Source organism: Streptomyces sp. DH10 (genome assembly GCF_029813805.1).
GTDB classification, from domain to species: Bacteria; Actinomycetota; Actinomycetes; order Streptomycetales; family Streptomycetaceae; genus Streptomyces; species Streptomyces coeruleofuscus.
In genome coordinates this window covers 40,412-63,829 of sequence record NZ_JARVKU010000027.1, presented here as the reverse complement: position 1 = coordinate 63,829, position 23,418 = coordinate 40,412, and the positions used below count along the sequence as shown (strand labels likewise).

General features: G+C 72.4%; 25 protein-coding genes and 1 riboswitch. Of the genes, 13 read left to right on the top strand and 12 right to left on the bottom strand.

What is annotated here, in order from left to right; translation table 11 throughout:
• Window positions 1-28: 28 nt before the first annotated feature.
• A riboswitch (cobalamin riboswitch) is annotated at window positions 29-169 on the bottom strand.
• 128 nt (window positions 170-297) lie between these two features.
• Both QC385_RS37920 and QC385_RS37915 read right to left on the bottom strand, forming a co-directional pair.
• A complete protein-coding gene (locus QC385_RS37920) occupies window positions 298-519 on the bottom strand; it encodes a hypothetical protein (protein ID WP_033310903.1) in 222 nt (73 codons plus the stop codon).
• A 34-nt stretch (window positions 520-553) separates the two neighbouring features.
• Window positions 554-1,807, bottom strand: coding sequence for an inorganic phosphate transporter (locus QC385_RS37915; protein ID WP_279545943.1), 1,254 nt, complete (start codon window positions 1,805-1,807; stop codon window positions 554-556).
• A 364-nt stretch (window positions 1,808-2,171) separates the two neighbouring features.
• Between QC385_RS37915 and QC385_RS37910 the strand changes: the two genes are divergently transcribed.
• From QC385_RS37910 to QC385_RS37900, 3 genes are all read left to right on the top strand, one after another.
• On the top strand, window positions 2,172-2,903 hold the full coding sequence (locus QC385_RS37910; RefSeq protein ID WP_279545942.1) for a class II aldolase/adducin family protein: 732 nt from the start codon (window positions 2,172-2,174) through the stop codon (window positions 2,901-2,903).
• 417 nt (window positions 2,904-3,320) lie between these two features.
• Window positions 3,321-4,448, top strand: coding sequence for an alpha/beta hydrolase (locus tag QC385_RS37905; protein WP_279545941.1), 1,128 nt, complete (start codon window positions 3,321-3,323; stop codon window positions 4,446-4,448).
• A gap of 246 nt (window positions 4,449-4,694) precedes the next feature.
• Window positions 4,695-6,095, top strand: a complete 1,401-nt coding sequence (locus QC385_RS37900) for a hypothetical protein (protein ID WP_443033090.1) — start codon at window positions 4,695-4,697, stop codon at window positions 6,093-6,095.
• A gap of 22 nt (window positions 6,096-6,117) precedes the next feature.
• On the opposite strand, the gene QC385_RS37895 is transcribed toward QC385_RS37900, so the two are convergent.
• Window positions 6,118-6,531 (bottom strand): VOC family protein, encoded by a 414-nt coding sequence (locus QC385_RS37895; protein WP_279545940.1) that lies wholly within the window; start codon window positions 6,529-6,531, stop codon window positions 6,118-6,120.
• A 248-nt stretch (window positions 6,532-6,779) separates the two neighbouring features.
• Here QC385_RS37895 and QC385_RS37890 point away from each other — a divergent pair, with 248 nt between their 5' ends.
• The 3 genes from QC385_RS37890 to QC385_RS37880 all read left to right on the top strand — a co-directional run bounded on the left by QC385_RS37890 (window position 6,780) and on the right by QC385_RS37880 (window position 9,861).
• Window positions 6,780-8,378 carry an ABC-F family ATP-binding cassette domain-containing protein gene (locus QC385_RS37890; RefSeq protein ID WP_086852169.1) on the top strand — a complete coding sequence of 533 codons (1,599 nt, stop codon included), beginning with the start codon at window positions 6,780-6,782 and terminating at the stop codon, window positions 8,376-8,378.
• A 352-nt stretch (window positions 8,379-8,730) separates the two neighbouring features.
• Complete coding sequence (locus tag QC385_RS37885; protein ID WP_010037790.1) at window positions 8,731-8,949, top strand: helix-turn-helix domain-containing protein; 219 nt, start codon at window positions 8,731-8,733, stop codon at window positions 8,947-8,949.
• A 108-nt stretch (window positions 8,950-9,057) separates the two neighbouring features.
• Window positions 9,058-9,861, top strand: a complete 804-nt coding sequence (locus QC385_RS37880) for an enoyl-CoA hydratase/isomerase family protein (protein ID WP_279545939.1) — start codon at window positions 9,058-9,060, stop codon at window positions 9,859-9,861.
• A gap of 224 nt (window positions 9,862-10,085) precedes the next feature.
• Here the strand turns inward: QC385_RS37880 and QC385_RS37875 are convergent, their stop codons facing one another.
• Entirely contained in the window at window positions 10,086-10,802 is a 717-nt protein-coding gene (locus QC385_RS37875) for a nucleopolyhedrovirus P10 family protein (protein ID WP_279545938.1), read from the bottom strand.
• An 87-nt stretch (window positions 10,803-10,889) separates the two neighbouring features.
• Between QC385_RS37875 and QC385_RS37870 the strand changes: the two genes are divergently transcribed.
• The 5 genes from QC385_RS37870 to amaP are packed head-to-tail and all read left to right on the top strand — an operon-like array spanning window position 10,890 to window position 13,251.
• Window positions 10,890-11,363 carry an Asp23/Gls24 family envelope stress response protein gene (locus QC385_RS37870; protein WP_279545937.1) on the top strand — a complete coding sequence of 158 codons (474 nt, stop codon included), beginning with the start codon at window positions 10,890-10,892 and terminating at the stop codon, window positions 11,361-11,363.
• Window positions 11,364-11,412: 49 nt separating this feature from the next.
• Window positions 11,413-11,595, top strand: a complete 183-nt coding sequence (locus QC385_RS37865) for a hypothetical protein (RefSeq protein ID WP_086852176.1) — start codon at window positions 11,413-11,415, stop codon at window positions 11,593-11,595.
• Complete coding sequence (locus QC385_RS37860; protein ID WP_279545936.1) at window positions 11,592-11,975, top strand: hypothetical protein; 384 nt, start codon at window positions 11,592-11,594, stop codon at window positions 11,973-11,975. Before QC385_RS37865 ends, QC385_RS37860 begins: the two co-directional genes overlap by 4 nt.
• The gene (locus tag QC385_RS37855; protein WP_279545935.1) at window positions 11,972-12,667 is read left to right on the top strand and encodes a DUF6286 domain-containing protein; all 696 of its coding nucleotides are present in this window, start codon (window positions 11,972-11,974) and stop codon (window positions 12,665-12,667) included. Before QC385_RS37860 ends, QC385_RS37855 begins: the two co-directional genes overlap by 4 nt.
• 5 nt (window positions 12,668-12,672) lie before the next feature.
• Window positions 12,673-13,251 carry an alkaline shock response membrane anchor protein AmaP gene (gene amaP, locus QC385_RS37850; RefSeq protein ID WP_443033089.1) on the top strand — a complete coding sequence of 193 codons (579 nt, stop codon included), beginning with the start codon at window positions 12,673-12,675 and terminating at the stop codon, window positions 13,249-13,251.
• Window positions 13,252-13,273: 22 nt separating this feature from the next.
• Here amaP and QC385_RS37845 read toward each other — a convergent pair whose 3' ends face one another.
• The 5 genes from QC385_RS37845 to QC385_RS37825 are packed head-to-tail and all read right to left on the bottom strand — an operon-like array spanning window position 13,274 to window position 18,307.
• Entirely contained in the window at window positions 13,274-14,029 is a 756-nt protein-coding gene (locus tag QC385_RS37845) for an SDR family oxidoreductase (RefSeq protein WP_279545933.1), read from the bottom strand.
• A 5-nt stretch (window positions 14,030-14,034) separates the two neighbouring features.
• A complete protein-coding gene (locus tag QC385_RS37840; RefSeq protein WP_279545932.1) occupies window positions 14,035-15,828 on the bottom strand; it encodes a glycoside hydrolase family 15 protein in 1,794 nt (597 codons plus the stop codon).
• A 33-nt stretch (window positions 15,829-15,861) separates the two neighbouring features.
• Window positions 15,862-16,194 carry a hypothetical protein gene (locus tag QC385_RS37835; RefSeq protein ID WP_279545931.1) on the bottom strand — a complete coding sequence of 111 codons (333 nt, stop codon included), beginning with the start codon at window positions 16,192-16,194 and terminating at the stop codon, window positions 15,862-15,864.
• Entirely contained in the window at window positions 16,191-16,763 is a 573-nt protein-coding gene (locus tag QC385_RS37830) for a SigE family RNA polymerase sigma factor (protein WP_443033088.1), read from the bottom strand. The genes QC385_RS37835 and QC385_RS37830 overlap by 4 nt, the downstream gene beginning before the upstream one ends.
• The gene (locus QC385_RS37825; RefSeq protein WP_279545930.1) at window positions 16,760-18,307 is read right to left on the bottom strand and encodes a sodium:solute symporter family protein; all 1,548 of its coding nucleotides are present in this window, start codon (window positions 18,305-18,307) and stop codon (window positions 16,760-16,762) included. The genes QC385_RS37830 and QC385_RS37825 overlap by 4 nt, the downstream gene beginning before the upstream one ends.
• 168 nt (window positions 18,308-18,475) lie before the next feature.
• Here QC385_RS37825 and QC385_RS37820 point away from each other — a divergent pair, with 168 nt between their 5' ends.
• Window positions 18,476-18,688 (top strand): DUF3311 domain-containing protein, encoded by a 213-nt coding sequence (locus QC385_RS37820; RefSeq protein WP_279545929.1) that lies wholly within the window; start codon window positions 18,476-18,478, stop codon window positions 18,686-18,688.
• A gap of 44 nt (window positions 18,689-18,732) precedes the next feature.
• Window positions 18,733-20,871 (top strand): carbon starvation CstA family protein, encoded by a 2,139-nt coding sequence (locus tag QC385_RS37815; RefSeq protein ID WP_279545928.1) that lies wholly within the window; start codon window positions 18,733-18,735, stop codon window positions 20,869-20,871.
• Window positions 20,872-21,000: 129 nt separating this feature from the next.
• Here QC385_RS37815 and QC385_RS37810 read toward each other — a convergent pair whose 3' ends face one another.
• The 3 genes from QC385_RS37810 to QC385_RS37800 all read right to left on the bottom strand — a co-directional run bounded on the left by QC385_RS37810 (window position 21,001) and on the right by QC385_RS37800 (window position 23,246).
• The gene (locus tag QC385_RS37810) at window positions 21,001-21,798 is read right to left on the bottom strand and encodes an SURF1 family cytochrome oxidase biogenesis protein (RefSeq protein ID WP_279545927.1); all 798 of its coding nucleotides are present in this window, start codon (window positions 21,796-21,798) and stop codon (window positions 21,001-21,003) included.
• Between the two features lie 49 nt (window positions 21,799-21,847).
• Window positions 21,848-22,081, bottom strand: a complete 234-nt coding sequence (locus QC385_RS37805) for a hypothetical protein (RefSeq protein WP_279545926.1) — start codon at window positions 22,079-22,081, stop codon at window positions 21,848-21,850.
• 163 nt (window positions 22,082-22,244) lie between these two features.
• Window positions 22,245-23,246, bottom strand: a complete 1,002-nt coding sequence (locus QC385_RS37800; RefSeq protein ID WP_279545925.1) for a DEDDh family exonuclease — start codon at window positions 23,244-23,246, stop codon at window positions 22,245-22,247.
• Between the last annotated feature and the right edge of the window lie 172 nt (window positions 23,247-23,418).

Here is a 23,418-nt window from a genome sequence, read left to right as displayed (position 1 = left end):
TCCTCACTCAGGGTGTCCGCGCCCTGGTTCGACTAGACCGGCGGTGAGAGTTCCTGGCTCCCGGGGAATCGCTACCCCGGTGACAGTGGCGGGACCGCGCCGGACTTCCACCGGCTTCCTCTCCTGCCGCCGTTACTGGCCCCGGCAGTCCACCACGGCCGGGAACAGCCGTCAACTTGCCGTTGACCTGCGAGGGGAGACTGTGGAGAAGCCCACACCGCCCCCTGTCACACGAGGACGGGCGGGACAGGACCGAAGTCCTGTCCCGCCCGTCGGGAACCTCGTGCGGTCGGGCCGTCAGGCCACGATCAGATAGATCCCGTACCCCACAGCCGCCGCGCACGCCGCGAAGCACGCGTACGCGCCGGTGACCGCGAGGCCCGCGGATCCGCCCTGGGCCACCGCCCGTTCGCGGCGGGACAGGCCGGTGATGCCGAGGGTGAACAGGGCCACCAGGGCCACGGTGACCACGAGGCTGACGCCGAAGACGGAGCCGAGGGCCGCCCAGTCGATCTTCATATCGGAGACTCTTCCTTGTTACGGGTCGGCGGGGTCAGACCGTGGTGGTCGTCGAGGGCGTCCGCTCGGCGGTGGCCTGCGCCGGGAACGACGGCACCGGGTCCTCCGCCGCCTCCGTTGCCGTGCCGGCCGGCGGCGGCGTCACCGCTGCCATCGCCGTGGTCACCACACCGGCGGGCTCCGCCTCGTCGGTGTCGTTGACGTTGGTGTGGTCGACGACCTCACGCCGCGAGATCTTCCAGATCGCCGCGCTGGAGGCGACGAGGAAGACGGCCACCACCGCGGTGCCCCAGCTGCCGAAGCCGGTGACGTACTCGGCGAGCGCGGCCACCAGGGCCGCTGCCGGCAGCGTCAGACCCCACGCGACGAACATCCGCGTCGCCGTCGACCAGCGGACGACGCCGCCCTTGCGGCCGAGGCCCGCGCCCATCACGGAGCCGGACACGGAGTGCGTCGTGGAGAGCGAGAAGCCGAGGTGCGAGGAGGCCAGGATGACCGTCGCCGCGCTGGTCTGGGCGGCGAAGCCCTGCTGCGGCTGGAGGTCGGTCAGGCCCTTGCCCATGGTCCGGATGATGCGCCAGCCGCCGAGGTACGTGCCGAGCGCGATGGCGATGCCCGCCGACAGGATGACCCACATGGGCGGGTCGGAGTCGGGGGCGACGGCGCCGCCGGCGACCAGGGCGAGGGTGATGACACCCATCGTCTTCTGGGCGTCGTTGGTGCCGTGGGCCAGGGAGACCAGGCCCGCGGAGGCGATCTGGCCGGCGCGGTAGCCCTTCTCGGAGGCCTTGCCGTCGGCCTTCTTGCCGAGGGAGTACGTCAGCCGTGTGGCGAGCAGCGCCGCGAGGCCCGCGACCAGCGGGGCGGCGATCGCCGGGATGAGCACCTTGGTGACCAGGACGTCACCGTGCACCGCGCCGACGCCCGCCGAGGCGATCGTGGCGCCGATCAGGCCGCCCATCAGGGCGTGCGAGGAACTCGACGGCAGGCCGACCAGCCAGGTCAGCAGGTTCCAGAGGATCGCGCCGACCAGGGCGGCGAAGATGACCTCGGGACGGATGCCGGCCTCGTCGACGAGGCCCTTGGAGATCGTGTTGGCGACTTCCACCGACAGGAAGGCACCGACCAGGTTGAGGACGGCGGACATGGCGACGGCGACCTTGGGCCTCATGGCACCGGTGGAAATGGTCGTGGCCATCGCGTTCGCCGTGTCGTGGAAACCGTTCGTGAAATCGAACGCGAGTGCGGTTATCACCACAATCGCGAGGATCAGCGAGAAGCTTTCCATTTACCCAGGCAATCGTTCGAGGTCATTGGCTGGACGAACGTAGGTAACCCGAGTGAACGGAAGATGAACTGGGAGGGGCGCAGGGGTGTCCGCAATCTAGGGTTACCGTTCCGCCCTGCTGTCACGCTCCCAGCGCCCCTAAGGGCTAGGCCCCGCGCCCGAACCGTTTCAGCCGATCGAGTGACCCTTCGAAGAGATTTTGATCACCCGGCAGGCTCCCGAGCCGTTGTATGCGATGTCGAGCGAGGGCGGCTGCGTCCAGCCGTCCACCGTCGAGCGGCGAATCCACCGGAGAAGCTCGGCTTCCGGCCTAAAGTGCCCCCACCCGGCGGCGCGTTGAGGGGCTGCCTGGCAGGATCGCCGCATGGCTGAGCAGCGAGACGACGGGTGGGACGCGGGAGGCGTCCGGGGCGGCGGACAGGATGCGGGGGAGCCGCGGCGGAGGGGGGTGCGCCCCGAGGAGGCACGCGCCTGGGAGGAACTCGTCACGACGGCCCGCCGGACCGTCTCCGACGGACTCGTCGTCGGCACGTCCGGGAACGTCTCGGTGCGCGTCGGGGACACGGTCCTGGTCACGCCCTCGGGCGTCCCCTACGACCGCCTGAAGCCGGACGACGTGACCGGTGTCGACCTCGACGGCCGCCAGGTCCTCGGCGCACTCGTCCCGACCAGCGAGCTGCCCATGCACCTCGCGGTCTACCGCACGACTGACGCCGGTGCCGTCGTCCACACCCACGCCGTGCACGCGACGGCCGTATCGACGCTCGTGAGCGAGCTGCCGCCGATCCACTACATGGCCGCCGCGCTCGGCGGACCGGTCCGGGTTGCCCCGTATGCCACGTACGGCACCGACGAGTTGGCCGAGAACATGCTCCGCGCCCTCGCCGACCGCTCCGGTTGCCTCCTCCAGAACCACGGCACCGTCACCCACGGCACGACACTGGACCAGGCCTACGACCGCACCGCCCAGCTGGAATGGATGTGCCGCCTGTGGCTGACCGCCGCGTCGGTACCGGGCCTGTCCCCGAGCCTGCTGTCCGGTGAGCAGCTGGCGCAGGCCCAGGACCAGCTGCGCGGGTACGGCCAAGGCCGCTGACTTTCCGCCCTGAACTCCGTGGACGTCCCGCTGCCACCGGACCGGCCGGCTCGGTCGGCCGGTCCGGCGGCACCGGGACGTCCAGGCCCGGCGCCCCCCCGGGCGCCGCTCACGCCCTTGTGAGTACGGAGACCATGGTGTGCGGGGTGCCGCCGCCCCCACCTCAGGGCGCAACCGTCACTCCGCCGACCCGGGCGTCCCGCCCTCGCGGTCCGGCTGGGTGCGGGCGTCTGCTGCGGGTGCGAGCCCCGTCGTCCGGGCGCAACCGCCCGACCCCCCACCACGCGCCCATGCCCATGCGCCGGGGCGTACGCGGGGCTTCCCGGCCGAGTGCCCCGCTCCGCCCCGCTCCCGCCGCCGTCACCCCGCCGCTGCCTCCCACTGGTCGCCCGCCCGGTCCGCCAGGACACTGGAGCCGTGCGCACTGCCAGAGCGACGGCCGCTGCCGTCACCGCCGTGATCGGAGTCGCCGCGGCCGCCGTGGCCGCCGGGCGGCTGGCCAGCGACGCCGCGCTCAAGGCGCCTCCCGGGCGGCCCCTGCCCACCGAACCCCGGCTCACCGTGCACGGCACCGCCGCGGGGCAGATCAGCCTCACCCGGGACCTGGCCGCCCTGCGGCCCGGCCGCTACGGCCTGTCCGGCAACGGCACCCACGCGATCGTCGGACCCGTCCTGGCCGGCGCCTCGGACACCGCCGACACCGTCGTGCGCCGCCTGGAGAGCGTCACGCACGGCACCCTGAAACCCGGCGACAAGGCCTGGCTCACCCCGAACGTCCACGTCGGCAACCCGAGCTCCGCCCTCGGAATCGAACACGCCGACATCGACATCCCCGGCGAACTCGGCGCCCTGCCCGCGTGGTTCGTGCCCGGAGCCCGGGACACCTGGGTGATCGCCGTGCACGGCCTCGGCACCACCCGGGAACTCGCCATGAACGTCATGGAGTTCCTGCACCGCAGCCACTTCCCGGTGCTCGCCCTCGCCTACCGCGGCGACCTGGGCGCACCCCGCCCGCCCGACGGCCTGAACCACCTCGGCGAGACCGAGTGGCGCGACCTCGACGCGGCGATCCGCTACGCCGTGCGCCACGGCGCCCGGCAGGTCGTCCTGCACGGCTGGTCCACCGGCGCCACGATGGCCCTGCGCGCCGCCGCCCACTCGGGACTGCGCGACCGCGTCTCCGGGCTCGTCCTGGACTCCCCGGTGCTCAGCTGGGAGACCACCCTGCGCGCCCTCGCCGCGGCCCGCCGCACCCCGGGCGCCCTGCTGCCCCTGGCGGTTCGCGCCGCACAGGGCCGCATCGGCCTGTACGGCGACCGCGTCGGGAACACGGACCCCTCCGCCGGGCTCCGCGTCCCGGCGCTCGTCTTCCACGGACCCGGCGACACGGTGGCCCCCTGGCAGCTCTCCCGCCGGCTCGCCGGAGCCCGCCCCGACATGGTCGCCCTCCGCACCGTCGGCAACGCGCCCCACGGAGCGATGTGGAACGCCGACCCGCAGGGCTACGAGGAGGCGCTGCGGCGCTTCCTGACACCTCTCATGTGACCCCTGCCCCCCGCATCTCGTGTGACCCCTGCCCTCGCACACCCCCCGTTCACGCCCCCTTCGCCCCGTCGCAACCACGTCCCGTCCCGCCCCCTGCCGACCGGTCGTGATGATTCCGTTTAGCGTCGTACCACTGGCCTGTTTACGGCCCTCGGCCCCTCACACGACCCCGTGCGTTGGCCATCCCCGTCGCCCGCCGTGACATTCCGTTTGGGTTTTCGGACCGTCAACCGGAAGACTGCCCCCGTGACGTCCCGTATCCCGCGCGACTCCAGGCTTCGACTCGTCCGCCCGCGACCCCTGGCCGCCGCCCCCAGAGCGATGAACCAGCGGCGCTCGCGCCGACCCGCACCGCGCCCCCCGGAGGGCACCCCGGCACCGGCGGAGCTGGCCAGAATGGCACGCTCAGGTCTTGCCGACGCGGCCCGCGTCGCCCGCTGGGCCGACACCGAGCTCGGCCCCGGCCGGGGCAGCGCCACCGCCGACGGCAAGGCCACCCTCTCCGCCGCGACCGCCGAACGGGCCGCCCGCGAGTTGGGCCTGACCCCGGATCAGGTCAGAGCCGACTGGGACACCGCCCGTCTCGCCGGTCTCGTCGAGGTGCACGGCGACAGCGCCCGCCCCGGCTGGCGGCTGCGCGCCTGGGACCGCGACGACAGCGCCGTACTGCGCGGCTGGGTCGCCCTCTTCGACGCCTGGTCGCTCGCCTGCCCGGAGCCCCGGGAGCACGAGCCCGCCGCCGTCGCCGAGGTCGTCTCGGCCATGCCGCAGGTGCTCTCGTTCCTCCAGCTGTCCGCCGGCCCCGTCCCCGTGGAGCAGCTCCTCGACCTCCTGGAGCAGCGCGTCACCGAACTGCGCACCGCGCGCTGCGAGATCCCCTACGGCCCGCAGCCCGAGCCGCAGGCCGAACCGGTACCCACCGACGCCCCGCTCGCCCCGCTCCTCGACTGGGCCCTGCGCGCCCTCGCCTCCGTCGGCGCCCTCACCTACGGCGACGGCCAGGCCACGCTCACCCCGCTCGGCAGCTGGGCCGTCTGGGTCAAGCTGGAGCAGATCTGCGTCGCCGCGCAGAGCCCCGCCGGGAACATCGAGCAGGCGGCCGAGGACATGCTCCGGGGCTGCGCCCAGCTGCGCCCGAACGCGGCTCGCGCCGAGTACCGGGCCTGGCTCGCCGCCCGCACCGTCGGCAGCGCCGTCACCGAACTCCTGGCCGCCGCCCGCGGCGAGGACGCCTTGCTGCGCGGTCTCGCATTCGAGGCGCTGCGCGTGGTCGGCGCCCCCGCCGAGCCGGACGTCCGCGCCGTGCTGGACGAGCCGACCCTCAGGCCGTACGCGCTGCTGTGGCTGGCCGAGCACGACGGGACCGACCCCGAGGACGCCCACGAGGTCCTCACCCGGGAGGAGGCGACCTGGCTGTGGGTGGACACCGCGGCCGCCGTCGCCGACCACGGCGAGGCCCCGCTGCTCGTGCGTCACCTGGAGTCCGCCGTGCAGCCGACCGTCCCGATGCTGCTGGACGAGGTGCGGGCCGTGGGACATCCCCGGACCGTGCAGGTCCTGGTCGCCCTCGCCGCGGCCCACCCGGACCCGGCCCTGGCCAAGGCCGTACGCCGGGCCGCGTTCCAGGTGCACACCGGAGGCAGCTAGCCGCACCTGCCGCCGTGGGCCGTCAGCCCGGTATCTCCGGCGCGTACGTCCCGAAACTCCACACATTGCCCTCGAGGTCCCGGGCCATGTAGTCCCGCGAGCCGTAGTCCTGGTCCGTCGGGGGCATCAGGATCTCCACGCCGTGGTCCAGGGCGCGGCGGTGGTGTGCGTCCACGTCGTCCACCACGACGTACACCCCGGTGGTGCCCGCGTCCTTCATGGCCGCGTCGAACACGCCGCCGCGGCCCTTGCTGCCGACCATCACCACGCCGTTGCCCTGCACCAGCTCGGCGTGCAGCACCGCGCCGTCCTCGCCCTCGAACACCGACAGCTCCGTGAAGCCGAAGGCCTCCGTGAGCTGCCGGATCGCCGCTTTCGCGTCGGCGTACAGCAGCGTCGGACAGATGCTCGGGCGCCCGCCGGACGTGCCTGCCATACCGATCACTCCCTCGTGCCCGGTCGCCGGAAATCCGATGATCCGGCTCTGTTGCTCAGTCTCGCACTCACCACTGACAGCGACCCAGCGAGACGAGACCCGGCGAGACCAACCGAACACCCGCACGCAGAAAAAGTGCTTGCACCGCCCCGTTAGACTGTCCCCCATGGCCTTTCTCCTCGCGCATTAGACGGCGGGAACGTCATCAGCCGCCCATCCCGCCCCCGTATCCGCCCTGGAGTCTGTCCGTGATCTCCGCCTCCGGTATCGAGCTGCGCGCCGGTGCCCGCGTCCTCATCGAAAACGCCACCTTCCGTGTCGCCAAGGGCGACCGCATCGGCCTCGTCGGCCGCAACGGCGCAGGGAAGACCACCCTCACCAAGTGCCTGGCGGGCGAGGGCATGCCCGCCGGCGGCACCATCACCCGCTCCGGCGAGGTCGGCTACCTCCCGCAGGACCCCCGCACCGGCGACCTCGACATACTCGCCCGCGACCGCATCCTGTCCGCGCGCGGCCTCGACGTACTGATCCGCAAGATGCGCGACAACGAGCAGCGCATCGCCAACGGCCAGGGGTCCACCCGCGAGAAGGCGCTCAAGCAGTACGAGCGGCAGGAGACGGAGTTCCTCACCAAGGGCGGGTACGCCGCCGAGGCGGAGGCAGCCACCATCGCCGCCGCGCTCAACCTGCCCGACCGGGTGCTCGGCCAGCCCCTGCACACGCTCTCCGGCGGCCAGCGCCGCCGTATCGAGCTGGCCCGGATCCTGTTCTCCGACGCGGACACGCTGCTGCTCGACGAGCCGACCAACCACCTCGACGCCGACTCGATCATCTGGCTGCGCGACTACCTCAAGACCTACCGCGGCGGCTTCATCGTGATCTCCCACGACGTCGACCTGGTCGAGACGGTCGTCAACAAGGTGTTCTACCTGGACGCCAACCGCGCCCAGATCGACGTCTACAACATGGGCTGGAAGCTCTACCAGCAGCAGCGCGAGGCCGACGAGAAGCGCCGCAAGCGCGAGCGGCAGAACGCCGAGAAGAAGGCCTCCGCGCTGCATTCGCAGGCCGACAAGATGCGGGCCAAGGCCACCAAGACCGTCGCCGCGCAGAACATGGCCCGCCGGGCGGACAAGCTGCTGGCCGGCCTGGAGGCCGAGCGGAAGTCCGACAAGGTCGCCAAGCTCCGCTTCCCCGAGCCCGCGCCCTGCGGCAAGACCCCGCTGATGGCCGAGGGCCTGTCGAAGTCGTACGGCTCGCTGGAGATCTTCACCGATGTGGACCTGGCCATCGACAAGGGCAGCCGCGTCGTCATCCTCGGCCTCAACGGCGCCGGCAAGACCACCCTGCTGCGGCTGCTGGGCGGCGTGGAGCAGCCCGACACGGGCGCGGTCGTCCCTGGCCACGGTCTGAAGCTCGGCTACTACGCGCAGGAGCACGAGACCCTCGACCCGGAGCGCACGGTCCTGGAGAACATGCGCTCGGCGGCCCCCGACCTGGACCTGGTGGAGGTCCGCAAGACGCTCGGCTCGTTCCTCTTCTCGGGCGACGACGTCGACAAGCCCGCGGGTGTCCTCTCCGGCGGCGAGAAGACCCGCCTGGCGCTCGCCACCCTGGTCGTGTCCTCGGCGAACGTGCTGCTGCTCGACGAGCCGACCAACAACCTCGACCCGGCCAGCCGCGAGGAGATCCTCGGCGCGCTGCGCACGTACAAGGGCGCGGTCGTCCTCGTCACGCACGACGAGGGCGCGGTCGAGGCGCTCCAGCCGGAGCGGATCATCCTGCTGCCCGACGGCGTCGAGGACCTGTGGGGCGCCGACTACGCGGACCTCGTCGCCCTGGCCTGAGAGTCAGTGCGGTTTGATCGAATGCGTGATCAACGGCGTATGGATCATTCGGCTTAGCGGTGATCCATCATCTGTGTGAGATCTCCTCGTACCGAGGTGTGTCCTACATCGATTTCGCGGCCGAGCCCCCGATTCTTCCGGGCTCGGCCGCGACGCCTTTCTGACCTGGCATTTCGCTTGGCAATCCGTTCGGGCGTACGGACGCCGCTCTTCGGAATTTCGTATTCCACTTGTGGGGGCGCGCTCCCGTCGTCACAACCTTGTCTCACGGACCTTGCCGAATGGGTGGCCATCAGGGCCCGGAGGGGTGATCATGAGGAGACCAGAGCGCACTTCCCATGAGGAGGCACGGGTGGCCGAGACTCTGAAGAAGGGCAGCCGGGTGACCGGCGCCGCGCGCGACAAGCTCGCGGCAGACCTGAAGAAGAAGTACGACGCCGGTGCGAGCATCCGGGCGTTGGCCGAGGAGACCGGCCGCTCGTATGGCTTCGTGCACCGCATGCTCAGTGAGTCGGGCGTCACGCTGCGAGGGCGTGGCGGGGCGACACGGGGTAAAAAGGCCACGGCCTGACCCCGGGTGGCCCCTTCGGCTTCGATGGTGGCCACCCGGTCGGTCGACTGATCGGCCGGGTGGTTACTGTGCAGTCACTTAGCTGACCGCACACATCGGAGGCGTCCCATGGCTTCGCCCGACAAGGACCTCGTTCCCGTACTCGACAAGGACGGCGTACGGCTCACCGTCGACGACGCGATCGCCACGGTGACGCTGACCAATCCGGCCAAGCGCAACGCGCAGAGCCCCGCTCTGTGGCGGGCGCTGACCGAGGCCGGGCGGCAGCTGCCGGGCTCCGTCCGCGTCGTGGTGCTGCGGGCCGAGGGCAAGTCCTTCTCGGCCGGTCTCGACCGGCAGGCGTTCACGCCCGAGGGCTTCGACGGGGAACCGTCGTTCATCGACCTCGCACGCGGGAGCGACGCCGAGCTGGACGCGACCATCGCCGAGTACCAGGAGGCGTTCACCTGGTGGCGGCGCAGCGACATCGTCTCCGTCGCCGCTGTCCAGGGGCACGCCATCGGGGCGGGTTTCCAGCTCGCCCTCGCCTGCGATCTGCGCGTCGTCGCGGACGACGTGCAGTTCGCCATGCGCGAGACCAGCCTCGGACTCGTGCCCGATCTGACCGGCACGCATCCGCTGGTGGGACTCGTCGGATACGCCCGCGCGCTGGAGATCTGCGTGACCGGGCGCTTCGTCACGGCCGAAGAGGCCGTGAACACCGGGCTGGCCAACGTGGCCGTGCCCGCCGACCAACTCGACGACACGGTCCGCGACCTCGCGTCGGCCGTGCTCGCCGCGCCCCGCGACGCGGTCGTCGAGACCAAGGCACTGCTGCGCGGCGCGCAGGACCGCACCTACGAGGACCAGCGCGGCGCGGAACGCCAGGCCCAGGCCCGCCGTCTGCGTGACCTCGCGGGCATCGGGGACTGAGCCGGGCGGCTTCCCGGCGTCACCAGGGGAGTTGCGGCCGACTGAGCGATGCCCGCGCCCTATGGCGGGTGCTGCTCGGTCGGCTGTTCGTGTGCGTCGGGGAGCCTCGTCGGCTGAGCGATGCCCGCGCCGCGTGGCGGGTGCTGCTCGGTCGGCTGTTCCTGTGCGTCGGGGAGCCACGGACGGCTGTGCGATGCCCGCGACCCACGTCGGGTGTCAACCCCTCAGCCGATCCCGCTCACCAGGACCGCCACCGTCGGGTGGTCCGACAGTGCCCTCCGCACCGCCGTGCGGACCTCGCGCGCCACGTCCCGGGACCGGTGGTCCTCGCGCGCCGCGATTTCCAGCCGGACGTGGCGGTGCGACAGGGCGGCCCCGCCCGGGAGTTCCTCGATGTGCACCGGGTGGCCCAGTGCGCCGGTCAGGTGAAGCACGCCCGGGACCTTGAGCGCGGCGGCGGCGACGCGGCCCTCGTCGTCGCCCTCGGCCCGCGCGGCGCGCGGCGGCTCGGCGAGAGGCGCGGCGGGCCCGGGTGGTTCCGCCTCCTCGTCCAGCAGGCCCGTCACGCGCAGATCCACCTCCGTCACCGTCAGACCGAGCCGCTGCGTCGCGGCCGTCGCCAGCGTCGCCCGCAGCAGGGACGCCGTCGTCGGCAGCGGCTGCGAGGCCGTGGCCGCGAACTCCGCCGTCACCCGCAGCGGCCCGGGCGGCAGAGCGCTCGGCGGGGCCGGCACGGCCGGGGTCCCGGTGTCCGCCGGATCGGCGAGCGCGACACGGAGCGCTTCGAGGCGCACGCCCGGAGCGTCCCGTGCCGCGCGTCGCAGCACCGCCTCGGCCGCCCGCTCGGCGATCCACGCACCGTCCCGCGCATCACCCAGGGGCAGGAGCCTGCCGAGGCCCAACTGATGTCTCACTGCCTGCGTCCACCGATCGGCCGTCATTCCTCCAGCCTGCCGCATCAAAGGCGCATAACCACGCAACCGTGCTTACGGTGGTCGAAGGACGACAACCGAAAAGGACGTACGGCGATGACTGACATGACCGAGAACCGGGGCGGGGAGACCGAGACGTCGGCGGCGCGCCGGAGCCCGCTGACCAAGCGTGGCGGTGGAGACCCCGGCTCCCGGGGGCGGACGACCATCGCGGACGGCGTCGTGGAGAAGATCGCCGGGCTCGCCGCCCGCGATGTGGACGGCGTGCACGCCATGGGCAGCGGCCTGTCCCGCACGTTCGGAGCAATGCGCGACCGCGTGCCCGGCGGCGCCAAGTCGGTGTCGCGCGGTGTGAAGGTCGAGGTCGGCGAGGTCCAGGCCGCCCTCGACCTGGAGATCGTGGTCGAGTACGGCGTGTCGATCGCCGATGTGGCCCGGGACGTACGAGAGAACGTCATCACCGCCGTCGAGCGGATGACGGGCCTCGAGGTCGTCGAGGTCAACATCGCGGTGAGCGACGTGAAGCTGCCGGACGAGGAGGAAGAGGAACCGGAGCGCCGGATCCAGTGAGACACCGGCCACCGGACATCGCAGCCAATGAGGAGCTGAGGAGCGCAGCATGAGCATGGCCGTCGTCGGCATGATCGCCGGCATGGCACTGGGATTCGCCGGGTACTTCGGCGGGTTCGGCGCCTTCCTGCTGGTGGCGGCGCTGGGCGCCGTCGGCTTCGTCGTCGGCCGGTTCCTGGAGGGGGACATGGACTTCGGCGACTTCTTCCGTCCCCGTGAACGGCGGCGGTGACGGCCGTGACCGCGGGGGCCGGTGAGCTCGACAGACCCCTGACCGTCGTCCCGCCGGGCGAGCGGGGCGCGACCCGGATCGCCGACCGGGTCGTCGCGAAGGTCGCTTCCCAGGCGGCCCGCGAGGCCGTCGGAACGCTGCCGCCCGACGCCGGCCGGCCGTCCGCCACCGTCGTGGTCCACCGCGATGTCGCGCACGTCCGTGTGCACGTCGAACTCGACTACCCCTGCGACGTCGGCGCGCGCTGCCGCCAGGTGCGTCGTCAAGTCGTCGAGCGGGTGGGCGCCCTGGTGGGAATGCAGGTGCCGGAGGTCGTCGTCCAGGTGGAGCGGCTGCACCTGGCCGCCGGGCCCGGCGCGGTACAGGGGAGGACGCGATGACCGAACCCCGGGGCACCGAACCTTCCGAGCCCGAGGGCGCCACACAGCGCCTCCCGGTCCTCGACACGTCGCAGTCCGGCACCGGACCCGACCGGGCCGAGCCGGCGGACGAGAACGGAACGCCGCCCGTACCCGACGGCGAGGGTGGCCGCGAAGGCCGCTTCTGGTCGGCACGCCGCGTCCCGGCGGGCATCGTCGCCCTGCTGCTCCTGGGACTCGCCGGACTGTTCCTCTACGACATCGCGTCCGTGCGCGCCGACCGGCCCGTCATGAGCTGGCGCCGGGAGCTGGCCCGGCAGCTCGCCGACCGGCCCCTCGACGACATCTGGGTGCTCGTCGGGGCCGGGGTCGCCGCCGCCCTCGGGCTCTGGCTGCTGCTCCTGGCCGCCACCCCCGGCCTCAGGCACGTGCTCCCGATGCGGCGGGCCCACGCCGACGTACGCGCCGGACTGGACCGGGACGCCGCCGCGACCGCGTTGCGCGACCGGGCCATGGAGGTGGCCGGCGTGCAGTCGGTGCGGGTACGGGTGCGCCGGAGGCGGGCGCGCGTCCGCGCCATGTCGCACTTCCGTGAACTGGACGACGTACGGACCGACTTGGACGCCGTGCTCACCGACGCGGTCCGCGGACTCGGACTCTCCCGGCCGCCCGCGCTGTCGGTGCGCGTCCGGCGGCTCGGCCGGAAGGAGTGACAGCGATGCTCAGAGTCGTCAACCGCGTGTTCCTCGGGCTCGTGGGCCTCGTGCTGCTGGTGCTGGGCGGTTCCGTACTGGCCGTCGGCCTCGGCGCTCCGGCACCCTCGTGGTGGATCCACGACAGCCGGCACGACGTGCTGCTGAGCACCGCCGAACGCACCCGCTGGCGGGATGACGGCTGGTGGTGGCCGGCCGTCATCGCCGTACTCGCCGTCGCCATGCTGCTCGCCCTGTGGTGGCTGGTCGCGGTACTGCGCCGACGGCGCCTGGCCGAGGTCCTCGTGGACACCGGCGACGGCGAGGGCGCCCTGCTGCGCGGCCGGTCCCTGGAGAACGTCCTCACCGAGGAGGCGTCCCGGGTCGACGGCGTCGACCGGGCCCACGCCCGCCTGAAGGGCCGCCGCAGCGCCCCCGCGGCCCACGTACGGCTCGCACTGGAACCGGACGTGGACCCGGGCACCGCCCTGCACGACCTGACGACCGGCGCCCTGACCCACGCCCGGACTTCGGCGGGCCTCGCGTCACTGCCGGCGGAAGTACGGCTGCGGGGCGTCAAGCACCGTGCGGGGAGAGTGAGCTGACGGCCCCTGGCCTACCCGGCGCTCAGAACCCGTGCCGCGCCCCGCCGTCCACCGGCACCATGACCCCGGTCAGATAGGAAGCCGCCGGAGACAGCAGGAACGCCGCCACCCGCCCGAACTCCTCCGGCGCCCCGTACCGCCGCAACGGAATGCGCGACTCCGATGCCGCCCGGGTCGCCTCGGGGTCCGCCGACAACGCGTCCAGCTCGCGCACGCGATCCGTGTCGATGCGCCCGGGAAGCACGCCGACCACCCGGATCCCCCGGGGCCCCAGTTCGTCGGACAGCGACTTGGCGAACCCGGCCAGCCCCGGCCGCAGCCCGTTGGAGATCGTCAGCCCCGGAATCGGCTCGTACACCGACCCCGACAGCACGAACCCGATGACACCCCCCGCCTCCAACTCGGCCGACGCCGCGCGGGCCAGCCGCACCGCGCCGAGGAACACCGACTCGAACGCCGCCTGCCACTGCTCGTCCGTGTTGTCCGAGACGAACCCGGCCGGCGGCCCGCCCACGCTGACGAGGACACCGTTGAAGCGCCCGAAGTGCTCCCGCGCTGCCCCGATCAGCCGGGCCGGCGCGTCGGGGTCGGCGTTGTCGACGGCCACCCCGACCGCGTTCGGGCCCAGCGCGGCCGCCGCCTCGGCGACGCTCTTCTCGTCCCGCCCCGAGACGACCACCTTCGCCCCGTCCGCGACGAGCTCGCGCGCGGTGGCGTTGCCGAGGCCCCGTGTGGCCCCGGTGACGACGTACACCCGGTCCTTCAGTCCAAGATCCATGGTCCCTATCCTGCCCCGTCCTCACCGAACAGGGCCATGGCGGTGTTCACCAGACCGATGTGGCTGAACGCCTGGGGGAAGTTGCCGAGCTGCCGGCCGGTCACGGGGTCGAACTCCTCGGAGAGCAGGCCGACGTCGTTGGCGAGTCCCACCAGCCGCTCGAACAGCTCCCGGGCCTCCTGGGTACGGCCCGTCATGTGCAGGGCGTCCGCGAGCCAGAACGAGCACACCAGGAAGGTGCCCTCGGAGCCGGGCAGTCCGTCGATCTCCGCCTGGTCCGAGTCGGTGGGGCTGTAGCGGTGCAGGAGGCCGCCGTGGTCCAGCTCCTTGCGTACCGCGTCGATGGTGCCTATCACCCGTGGATCGTCGGGCGGCAGGAAGCCGACGCGCGGGATGAGCAGCAGCGCGGCGTCCAGCTCGCGCGAGCCGTAGGACTGCGTGAACGTGTTGCGCTCGGGGTCGTAGCCCTTGTCGCACACCTCGCGGTGCACCTCGTCGCGCAGCGCGCGCCAGCCGTCCAGGTCGCCGTCCAGCTCCGGATGGCGCTCCAGGGTGCGTACGGCACGGTCGGCGGCGACCCACACCATCACCTTCGAGTGCACGAACTGGCGCCGGCCGCCGCGCACCTCCCACAGCCCCTCGTCCGGCTGCTGCCAGTGGGTCCGCAGGAAGTCCATCAGGGCCGTCTGAAGCGCCCACACGTCCGGCTGGGCGGACAGGCCCGAGATGCGGGCCAGCGACAGGGAGTCCATGACCTCGCCGTAGACGTCCAGCTGGAGCTGTTTCACGGCGTCGTTCCCGATGCGTACGGGGGCGGACCCGGCGAAGCCGGACAGCCACGGCAGCTCGAACTCGGGCAGCCGTCGCTCGCCCGCCAGGCCGTACATGATCTGGAGGTCCGCCGGGTCGCCCGCGACCGCGCGCAGCAGCCAGTTCCGCCAGGCCTCGGCCTCCTCCTGGTAGCCCGCGGCCAGCAGCGCGCCCAGGGTGAGGGTGGAGTCGCGCAGCCAGCAGTAGCGGTAGTCCCAGTTGCGCACCCCGCCCGGCTCCTCGGGCAGGGAGGTGGTCGCGGCGGCGACGATGCCGCCGGTCGGGGCGTAGGTGAGCGCTTTGAGGGTGATCAGGGAGCGGACGACGGCGTCCCGGTACGGTCCGTCGTAGCGGCAGCGCGCCGCCCACGCCCGCCAGTCCTCGACGCTGTGGCGCAGCGACTCGTACGGGTCGACGAGCGGCGGGCGTTCCTCGTGGGAGGGGTGCCAGGTGAGGACGAACGCGACCTTCTCGCCCTTGCGGACCGTGAACTCCGCGTGGGTTCCGAAGTCCTCGCCCCAGCTGCGCACCTCCGGCTCGCTGCGCAGCCAGGTCGAGTCGGGTCCGGCGACGGCGACGCGGTGGCCGTCGGCCCGGCGTACCCAGGGGATGATCGAACCGTAGTCGAAGCGCAGCTTGAGGACGCTGTGGAGCGTCACCTCACCGTCCAGGCCCTCGACGACGCGCACGAGGTCGGGGGCCTGGTCGCGCTGCGGCATCAGGTCGGTGACGCGGACCGCCCCCTGCCCGGTCTCCCACTCGGTGTCCAGGACGAGGGTGTCGCGGCGGTAGGCGCGCCGGGTGCACCGGTCCGCCCCCACGGGGGCGATGCGCCAGAAGCCGTTGTCCTCGTCGCCGAGCAGCTTGGCGAAGCAGGCGGCCGAGTCGAAGCGGGGCAGGCAGAGCCAGTCCACGGATCCGTCGGTGCCGACCAGGGCGGCGGTCTGTTCATCGCCGATGAGCGCGTAATCCTCGATGCTCGGGTCCACGGAGTGCGGGTTCCCGGCAAGTCGGCGCGGCAATCAGGGCGAGGGCCGGGGGAGTGACGTGCCTTCGGCGACCGGGGCGCCCGTGCCCGAGAAGATCACCCCCGGGTCCGACGGGGCCTGGTTGAGCACCCACAGGCCGATCAGGGTGGCCAGCGTGAAGACGACGGTGATGAGCACGGCGAGCACCAGGCGCCGCCGGCGCTCGCGCCGCAGCCACTCACCGCGTGCCGTGCGGTACGCGTCGGGGTCGGGAAGCACCCCTCCCGCCAGGACCCGGAGCGCCTCGGTGAGCTCCTCCTCGGTGCGGCCGTGACCGGCCCGGTCCGGACCGGTGTCACGCGACGGAGTCTTGTCTCGATGTGTCATCGCCGGGCCTCCATCGCCTGGGTCAGGGCGGCGATGCCGCGTGCCGTGTGCGTCTTGACCGAACCGCCGGATATGCCCATCGCGGCGGCTATCTCACTCTCCTTGAGACCGAGCCAGTGCCGCAGCACCAGCGCCTCGCGCTGCCGGGGCGGCAGTTGCTGGAGCGCGTCGATCAGCACGCGCTGGTCGTCCCGCAGCAGGGCGGCGTGCTCGGCGGAGGCGACCGTGTCGTCCGGCGGGTTCTCCTCGTGTCTGCGGGCGACTTGAAGGTGCCGGATCCGCATCCGCGTCAGATTGCAGACGGTGGAGCGCAGATACGCCTCCGCCGCGGCCGCGTCCCGCAGCCGCCGCCACTTGCGGTAGATCTGGTAGTACGCCTCGGCCACCACGTTCTCCGGATCGTCGGCGCCGAGCAGGACGGCGAGGCGCAGCATCGAGGAGTAGTGCAGCTCGAAGAGGTGGGCGACACCGGCCTCCCGCTCCGGGTCCGCGGAGTCGCCGGCCGGGGGTGCGAGGGGCTCGGCCGGTGCCGGTGCCGGTGGCAGCGTGGGGTTCTGTCTGCGTCTCACGGGTTGTTCGCTCCGGTCTCCGGGCGTCGCCGGACGGTCAGGCGGGACGGCAGGTCGGTCGCGTCGGCGCCGCGCGGGACGCCGAGGCGGGTCAGCACCGCGGTGCCGGCCACCGCGACGGCCAGGTTGAGCAGCAGGGCGGCGAGCCCGGCGTAGATCTCCAGCGGCCGGGCGCCGGTGCCGAGCGGCACGATCGGGGAGAACCCCTCGCGCACCACCAGGTACGTCCCCGACGCCATGCCCACGGCCCACCCGGCGAACAGCGCCCGCGGGTGCAGCCACCCGGTGAACAGCCCGACGGCGACGGCCGGGAAGATCTGCAGGATCCACACGCCGCCGAGCAGCTGGAGGTTGACGGCGTCCTGGTCGCGCAGCCCGAACACGAACGCCACGGCCCCCACCTTCGCGGTGAGCGACACCGCCTTGGCGATGCGCACCTGTCGCTTCGGCGTGGCCGTCGGATGGACGTACTCGACGTACACGTTGCGGACGAAACTCGTGGCCGCGGCGATCGACATCACCGCCGCCGGGACGAGCGCCCCCACGGTGATCGCGGCGAACACCAGGCCGGCCAGCGGCGCCGGCATCAGCCGGTCGACCAGCATCGGCACGGCGGCCTCGGCACCGCCGCGCGGCGCCCGCACCCCTGCGGCGAGGGCGGCGATACCGAGAAACCCGAACAGCGCGAGCAGCCCGGTCCAGGCGGGCAGCGCCACCGAGACCTTGCGCAGGGTGCGGGGCCCGTCGGCGGCGAAACCGGCGGTGAGCACGTGCGGGTACATCAGCAGGGCGAGGGCGGAGCCGAGCGCGAGCGAGGCGTAGGCCGGCTGCTGCGCGGGGGACAGCAGCAGCGCCGGGCCGCCCAGCCGCTGCGCCGCGCCCTCGAAGACCGGGCCCGGTCCGCCCAGCCGGGCGAGGACCAGCCAGGTCACCGCGGTGAGCGAGACGAACACCGCCACCGCCTTCAGCGCCGAGATGACCGTCGGCGCCCGCAGCCCGTGCCGGTACGTCGCCACCGCGAGCCCCGCGAACAGCCCGACCAGCACCAGGTCCCCGGCAGCGCCGCGCGGGTACACGCCCCCGGCCGTCAGGACCGCCCTGATGCCCAGCAGTTGCAGCGCCAGGTACGGCATCGTGGCGAGGATCCCGGTCAGCGCCACCACCAGGGCCAGAGGCGGCGACCCGTACCGGCCGCGCACGAAGTCGGCGGCGGTGATGTAACCGTGCCGCCGGGCCACGCACCACAGCCGGCTCAGCAGCACGAAGGCGAGCGGGCAGACGATCACCGTGTACGGCACGGCGAAGAAGGCGGGCGCGCCGTTGCCGTAGGCCAGTCCGGGCACGGCGGTGAAGGTGTACGCGGTGAAGATCGTGCCGCCCAGCAGCAGCCAGGTCCAGCCGGGGCCGAGGGAGCGGTCGGCCAGGGCCCAGCCCTCCAGGGAGGGCAGCCGGTCGACCGGGCGCAGCCGCCGCGCGGTGACGGCGAGCAGCGACGCCCCGCCGATCACGGCGAGGAACGTCGCGGTCATGGCGCCGTCAGCCATGGGTCACCGTCCTTGGTGTGCCTGTGCCCTCGCGCGAGAGTTGCGCGGACGGCCCGTCCGGAGGACAGGAAACCGGCGGGAAATCTTTCTCGAACGCCCTGTCAACCACTTCCGGCGAGTGCGCAACTCTTGCACAGACCGACAGCGAGCGGGAGAGGAGCACAGGTCATGGCACGCACCGGGCACCCCCGGCTACGGCGCGTCGCCGTCGCCCTGCTGCTGCTCGCACCCGCGGCCGGGTTGCTGTGGGTCCCGCTGTACGCCGGTGCCGGTCCGCAGCTCGCCGGGACGCCGTTCTTCTACTGGTACCAGCTCGCGTGGGTACCGGGCTGCGGCCTGTGCCTGCTCGCCGCGTACGCGCTGACGGACCGACACCGCTGATCCGCACTCCCTGTTGTGCACACCCGTCGAGGTGAGGAGCCGCCATGCCCGTATCAGCCCTGCCCGAATCCGGACCAGAAGTGCCGGAAAAGCCCAGAACGCGCCCGATTCTGCTCTGGACGGCCGTCTCCCTCCTCGGCGCGGTCGCCTGGGGCGTCCTCGCCCTGGCGCGTGGCGAGCGGATCTCCGCGGTCTGGCTGGTGATCGCCGCACTCGGGTCGTACGCCATCGCCTACCGCTTCTACTCCCGGTTCATCGCCCGCCGGGTCCTGGAGCCGGACGACCGCCGGGCCACCCCCGCCGAACGCCTGGAGGACGGTGTCGACTACCACCCCACCGACCGCCGGGTGCTGCTCGGGCACCACTTCGCCGCCATCGCCGGCGCCGGACCACTGGTGGGACCGGTGCTCGCGGCCCAGATGGGCTACCTGCCGGGGACCCTGTGGATCGTGGCGGGGGTGATTTTCGCGGGCGCGGTGCAGGACATGGTCGTGCTGTTCCTGTCGATGCGACGGGACGGCACGTCGCTCGGGCAGATGGCCCGCGACGAGATCGGCCGGGCCGGCGGGGCCGCCGCCCTGATCGCCGTGTTCGCCATCATGATCATCCTGCTGGGGGTGCTGGCGCTGGTCGTCGTCAACGCCCTCGCCCACAGCCCCTGGGGCACCTTCTCCGTCGCGATGACCATCCCCATCGCCCTGTTCATGGGTTTCTGGCTGCACGTCATCCGCCCGGGCCGGGTCGTCGAGACCAGCCTGATCGGCGTGGTCCTGCTGCTGCTCGCCATCGTCGGCGGCAGCTGGATCCAGGAGTCCTCGCTGGCCTCCGCCTTCACGCTCAGTCCCACGACCCTGGTGTTCTGCCTCGTCGGCTACGGCTTCGTCGCCTCCGTCCTGCCGGTGTGGATGCTCCTCGCGCCGCGCGACTACCTGTCCACCTTCATGAAGATCGGCACCATCGCCCTGCTCGCGGTCGGCGTGGTCGTCGCGGCGCCGGTCCTGCGCACGGACGCGGTGAGCGAATTCGCCTCGTCGGGTGCCGGGCCCGTCTTCGCCGGGGCGCTGTTCCCCTTCCTCTTCATCACCATCGCCTGCGGCGCGCTCTCCGGCTTCCACGCGCTGGTCTCCTCCGGGACCACACCGAAGCTGATCCGGAAGGAGTCCCAGGTCCGGATGATCGGCTACGGCGCCATGCTGATGGAGTCGTTCGTCGCGATCATGGCGCTGATCGCCGCGGCGACCCTGGAACCGGGCCTCTACTACGCCATGAACGCCCCGGCGGCCCTGCTCGGCACGACCGCCGAGTCGGCCTCCCACGCCGTCGCCGGCCTCGGCTTCACCATCACCCCCGACCAGCTCACCCAGGCCGCCAAGGCCGTGGAGGAGCAGACGCTGATCGCCCGCTCCGGAGGGGCCCCGACCCTGGCCGTCGGCATGTCGGAGATCTTCTCCGGGGTCTTCGGGGGCGCCGGGATGAAGGCCTTCTGGTACCACTTCGCCATCATGTTCGAGGCCCTGTTCATCCTGACCACGGTGGACGCGGGCACCCGCGTCGGCCGTTTCATGCTCCAGGACATGCTCGGCAACGTGTGGAAGCCGGCCGGCCGGGTCAACTGGAAGCCGGGCATCTGGGTGTGCAGCGCCCTCGTCGTGGCGGCCTGGGGCTACTTCCTCCACACCGGCGCCACCGACCCGCTCGGTGGGATCAACCAGCTCTTCCCGCTCTTCGGCATCGCGAACCAGCTCCTCGCCGCGATCGCCCTCGCCGTCTGCACCACGATCCTGATCAAGTCCGGACGGCTGCGCTGGGCGTGGGTCACGGGCGTCCCGCTCGCCTGGGTCGTCGCGATCACCTTCACCGCGGGCTGGCAGAAGATCTTCTCCGCCGACCCGAAGATCGGCTTCTTCGCCCAGCGCGCGCGGTACGCCGACGCCCTCGACGCCGGTCAGGTCCTGCCGCCCGCCAAGAACCTCGACGACATGCACACCGTGGTCACCAACTCCACGGTCGACGGTGTGCTGATCGCCCTGTTCCTGCTGCTGGTCGCCGTCGTGATCGGCAACGCCGCGGTGGTCTGCGTGCGGGCGGTACGGGCCCCGGGTTCGGCTCCGGTCACCGAGGCGCCGTACGTGGAGTCCCGACTCGACGTGCCGGACGAGCCGCTGGCGGGAGCCCGGACGTGAGGGCGGTGCGCTGGGCACGGGCGGTGCGCTGGTACGTGCGGGAACTGGCCGAGGTGCTGAACCGGTCGCACCGGGAGGAGTGCCGGCAGGGACGCTGCTGCTGACGCGGCCGGGGGAGGCCGGCGGGGGTCACACCGCCGCCGGCTCCGCCTCACTCGCCTTGGCTTCCCGGGCCGCCGCCTGCGCCCGGTCCCGGGCCTCGCGGCGGGCCAGGACCACCCAGCCGACCGGGACGGCGGCGGAGAACAGCCACCACTGGACGGCGTACGCGTAGTTCAGCGCCGCGTCCTCCTTGCCGGGGTCGCCGAGCAGCTCGGGGGTGTCGCCCTTGGGCTCGGGGGCCGTCTGTGCGATGTAACCGCCGAGCACCCGCGCGTCCAGGCGCCGGGCCTCCTGCTCGCTGTTGATCAGCATGATCTGCCGGTCCGGCAGGCCCTTGAGGTTCTTGATCCCGCTCGCCGCGGTCGTCTCACTCGGCATCAGCCGCCCCTCGACGGTCACCTCGCCGCTCGGCGGTGCGGGGACCTTCGGGAACGTGGTCTGGCTCGGGCCGTCCGAGGGGATCCAGCCCCGGTTGACCAGCAGAACCTTGCCGTCGTCGAGGACGAACGGGGTCAGGACGTGGTAGCCGACCTCGTCGTCGGAGTTGGTGCGGCGGCGGACGACGACCTCGTCCTCCGCGTCGAAACGGCCCTTCGCGGTCACGGTCCGGTACCGCTCGGCGCTGGTGACGGTGTGCCCGGGCGCGGTCAGCTTCTCCACGGGCACCGGCTCGGCCGCCAGCGCGTCGGTGACCAGCTGGTTCCGTGCGGTGCGCTCCTCGTAGCGATGCATCTGCCAGATGCCCAGCCTGATCATCGTGGGGATGAGAAGCAGGGCGATCAGTGTGAGGATCACCCACTGCCGGGACATCAGGAAGCGGTACACCCCACGACCGTACAACTCGGTCGCGGGGTGTTTTCAGCCGGGTACGGGTTCAGACCTTGTCGACAATTCCCACCTTTCCCTCCGCGCGGGCGCAGTGGGCACCGCAGTACCACTGGCCGTCGACGTCGACGCCCTGGCCGATGATCTGTACCCGGCAGTGCTCGCAAATGGGGGCCATGCGGTGGATCGCGCAGGCGAAGCAGTCGAAGACGTGCACCGCCCCCTGCGCGTGCACCTCGAAGGTCATTCCGTACTGATTGCCACATACCTCACAGGTCGCCATGCGCCACACAGTGAGCCGTCGCCCCGGCCCGGGCGAGCGGCCTCCGGGCGAGTCGCCCGCCAATCACCCGTCCGTACGGTCGACCCGCGACACCGCTGCGCCTCCGGTCGCCCCGGCGACACCGCTTCCCGTACGGTCCCTGGCGGCACCGCTCCGCGTACGGTCACCCCTCCGACGCCGGCTCCACATCCCCGAGCAGTTGCCCGAACGCCGCCTCGTCCACGATCGGTGTGCCGAACTGCCGGGCCTTGACCACCTTGGACGTGCCCGAGTCCGGGTCGTTCGTGACGAGCAGGCTGGTCAGCCGCGACAGGCTGGTGGCCACGTGCAGCCCGGCCTCGGTCGCCCGGTCCTCCAGCAGCTCGCGCTCGGTCGAGGTGTCACCCGAAAAGGCGACCCGCATGCCCTGCTTGAGCCGCCCGCCCGCCTCGTAGCGCCCCGGGTTGGGGTAGGGGCAGGCGGGGCGCTTCCGGGAGGGGCGCCAACTGGTCTGAGGGTAGCCGCCGTAGCTTCGCGGGCCCGCCTGCTGTCCGATGCGGGGCGTGGCAGGGCGGTCCGACCACTCCGTCAGCGGCCGGCACTCGTGCAGCGGCAGCCGTACGCCGTTCGCCGCCGCGGTCCTGAGGCTGGGCCGGAACGCCTCCGCCAGCACGCGCGCGTCGTCCAGCGCGTGGTGCGCCCGCCGCTGGACCACGCCGAAGTGCGCGGCGAGGGACTCCAGCTTGTGGTTGGGCAGCGGAAGCCCGAGCTCCTTGGAGAGCGCGATGGTGCACAGCCGCTGCCGCACGGGCGCCTCGCACTTCGCGCGCGCGTACTCCCGGGCGATCATCTGCCAGTCGAAGACGGCGTTGTGCGCGACGAGCACCCGCCCCTGGAGCCGGGCCGTGAACTCCTCGGCGATGTCCGGGAAGAGGGGGGCGCCCTCGAGCGCCTCGCTCGTCAGTCCGTGGATCCACACGGGGCCGGGGTCACGCTCGGGGTTGACCATCGTGTACCAGTGGTCCTCGACCTCGCCGCGCGCGTCCAGCCGGTAGACGGCCGCCGAGATGATGCGGTCGTCCCGGGCCAGGCCCGTGGTCTCCACGTCAACGACCGCGTACCCCTTGGGATACGCGGCCGGCCACGACGTGGGAGAGAACGCCGCGGTCGTCAGGTCTTCCAGCATGGTTCCTGAGGATACGGGCCGGGACTGACACCGCCGTCCGTCAGGTGCGCAACCTTCGCTCTTCCGATGCTCCGTCAGCCGTCTTGTCCGTTCTGTCCGTTCGCGGGGCGTACGTCTGATCGACCCTCAGCCGCCCGGCCGGACGGCCTCGCCGAATTGGCGGAGATCACCA

What these genes read in the sequence shown, in the direction of transcription:
- QC385_RS37920 (WP_033310903.1), bottom strand. Translation starts at nt 519, where the DNA reads ATGAAGATCGACTGGGCGGCCCTCGGCTCCGTCTTCGGCGTCAGCCTC.
- QC385_RS37915 (WP_279545943.1), bottom strand. Translation starts at nt 1,807, where the DNA reads ATGGAAAGCTTCTCGCTGATCCTCGCGATTGTGGTGATAACCGCACTC.
- QC385_RS37910 (WP_279545942.1), top strand. Translation starts at nt 2,172, where the DNA reads ATGGCTGAGCAGCGAGACGACGGGTGGGACGCGGGAGGCGTCCGGGGC.
- QC385_RS37895 (WP_279545940.1), bottom strand. Translation starts at nt 6,531, where the DNA reads ATGGCAGGCACGTCCGGCGGGCGCCCGAGCATCTGTCCGACGCTGCTG.
- QC385_RS37880 (WP_279545939.1), top strand. Translation starts at nt 9,058, where the DNA reads ATGGCTTCGCCCGACAAGGACCTCGTTCCCGTACTCGACAAGGACGGC.
- QC385_RS37875 (WP_279545938.1), bottom strand. Translation starts at nt 10,802, where the DNA reads ATGACGGCCGATCGGTGGACGCAGGCAGTGAGACATCAGTTGGGCCTC.
- QC385_RS37870 (WP_279545937.1), top strand. Translation starts at nt 10,890, where the DNA reads ATGACTGACATGACCGAGAACCGGGGCGGGGAGACCGAGACGTCGGCG.
- QC385_RS37865 (WP_086852176.1), top strand. Translation starts at nt 11,413, where the DNA reads ATGAGCATGGCCGTCGTCGGCATGATCGCCGGCATGGCACTGGGATTC.
- QC385_RS37855 (WP_279545935.1), top strand. Translation starts at nt 11,972, where the DNA reads ATGACCGAACCCCGGGGCACCGAACCTTCCGAGCCCGAGGGCGCCACA.
- amaP (WP_443033089.1), top strand. Translation starts at nt 12,673, where the DNA reads ATGCTCAGAGTCGTCAACCGCGTGTTCCTCGGGCTCGTGGGCCTCGTG.
- QC385_RS37845 (WP_279545933.1), bottom strand. Translation starts at nt 14,029, where the DNA reads ATGGATCTTGGACTGAAGGACCGGGTGTACGTCGTCACCGGGGCCACA.
- QC385_RS37835 (WP_279545931.1), bottom strand. Translation starts at nt 16,194, where the DNA reads ATGACACATCGAGACAAGACTCCGTCGCGTGACACCGGTCCGGACCGG.
- QC385_RS37825 (WP_279545930.1), bottom strand. Translation starts at nt 18,307, where the DNA reads ATGGCTGACGGCGCCATGACCGCGACGTTCCTCGCCGTGATCGGCGGG.
- QC385_RS37820 (WP_279545929.1), top strand. Translation starts at nt 18,476, where the DNA reads ATGGCACGCACCGGGCACCCCCGGCTACGGCGCGTCGCCGTCGCCCTG.
- QC385_RS37815 (WP_279545928.1), top strand. Translation starts at nt 18,733, where the DNA reads ATGCCCGTATCAGCCCTGCCCGAATCCGGACCAGAAGTGCCGGAAAAG.
- QC385_RS37805 (WP_279545926.1), bottom strand. Translation starts at nt 22,081, where the DNA reads ATGGCGACCTGTGAGGTATGTGGCAATCAGTACGGAATGACCTTCGAG.
- QC385_RS37800 (WP_279545925.1), bottom strand. Translation starts at nt 23,246, where the DNA reads ATGCTGGAAGACCTGACGACCGCGGCGTTCTCTCCCACGTCGTGGCCG.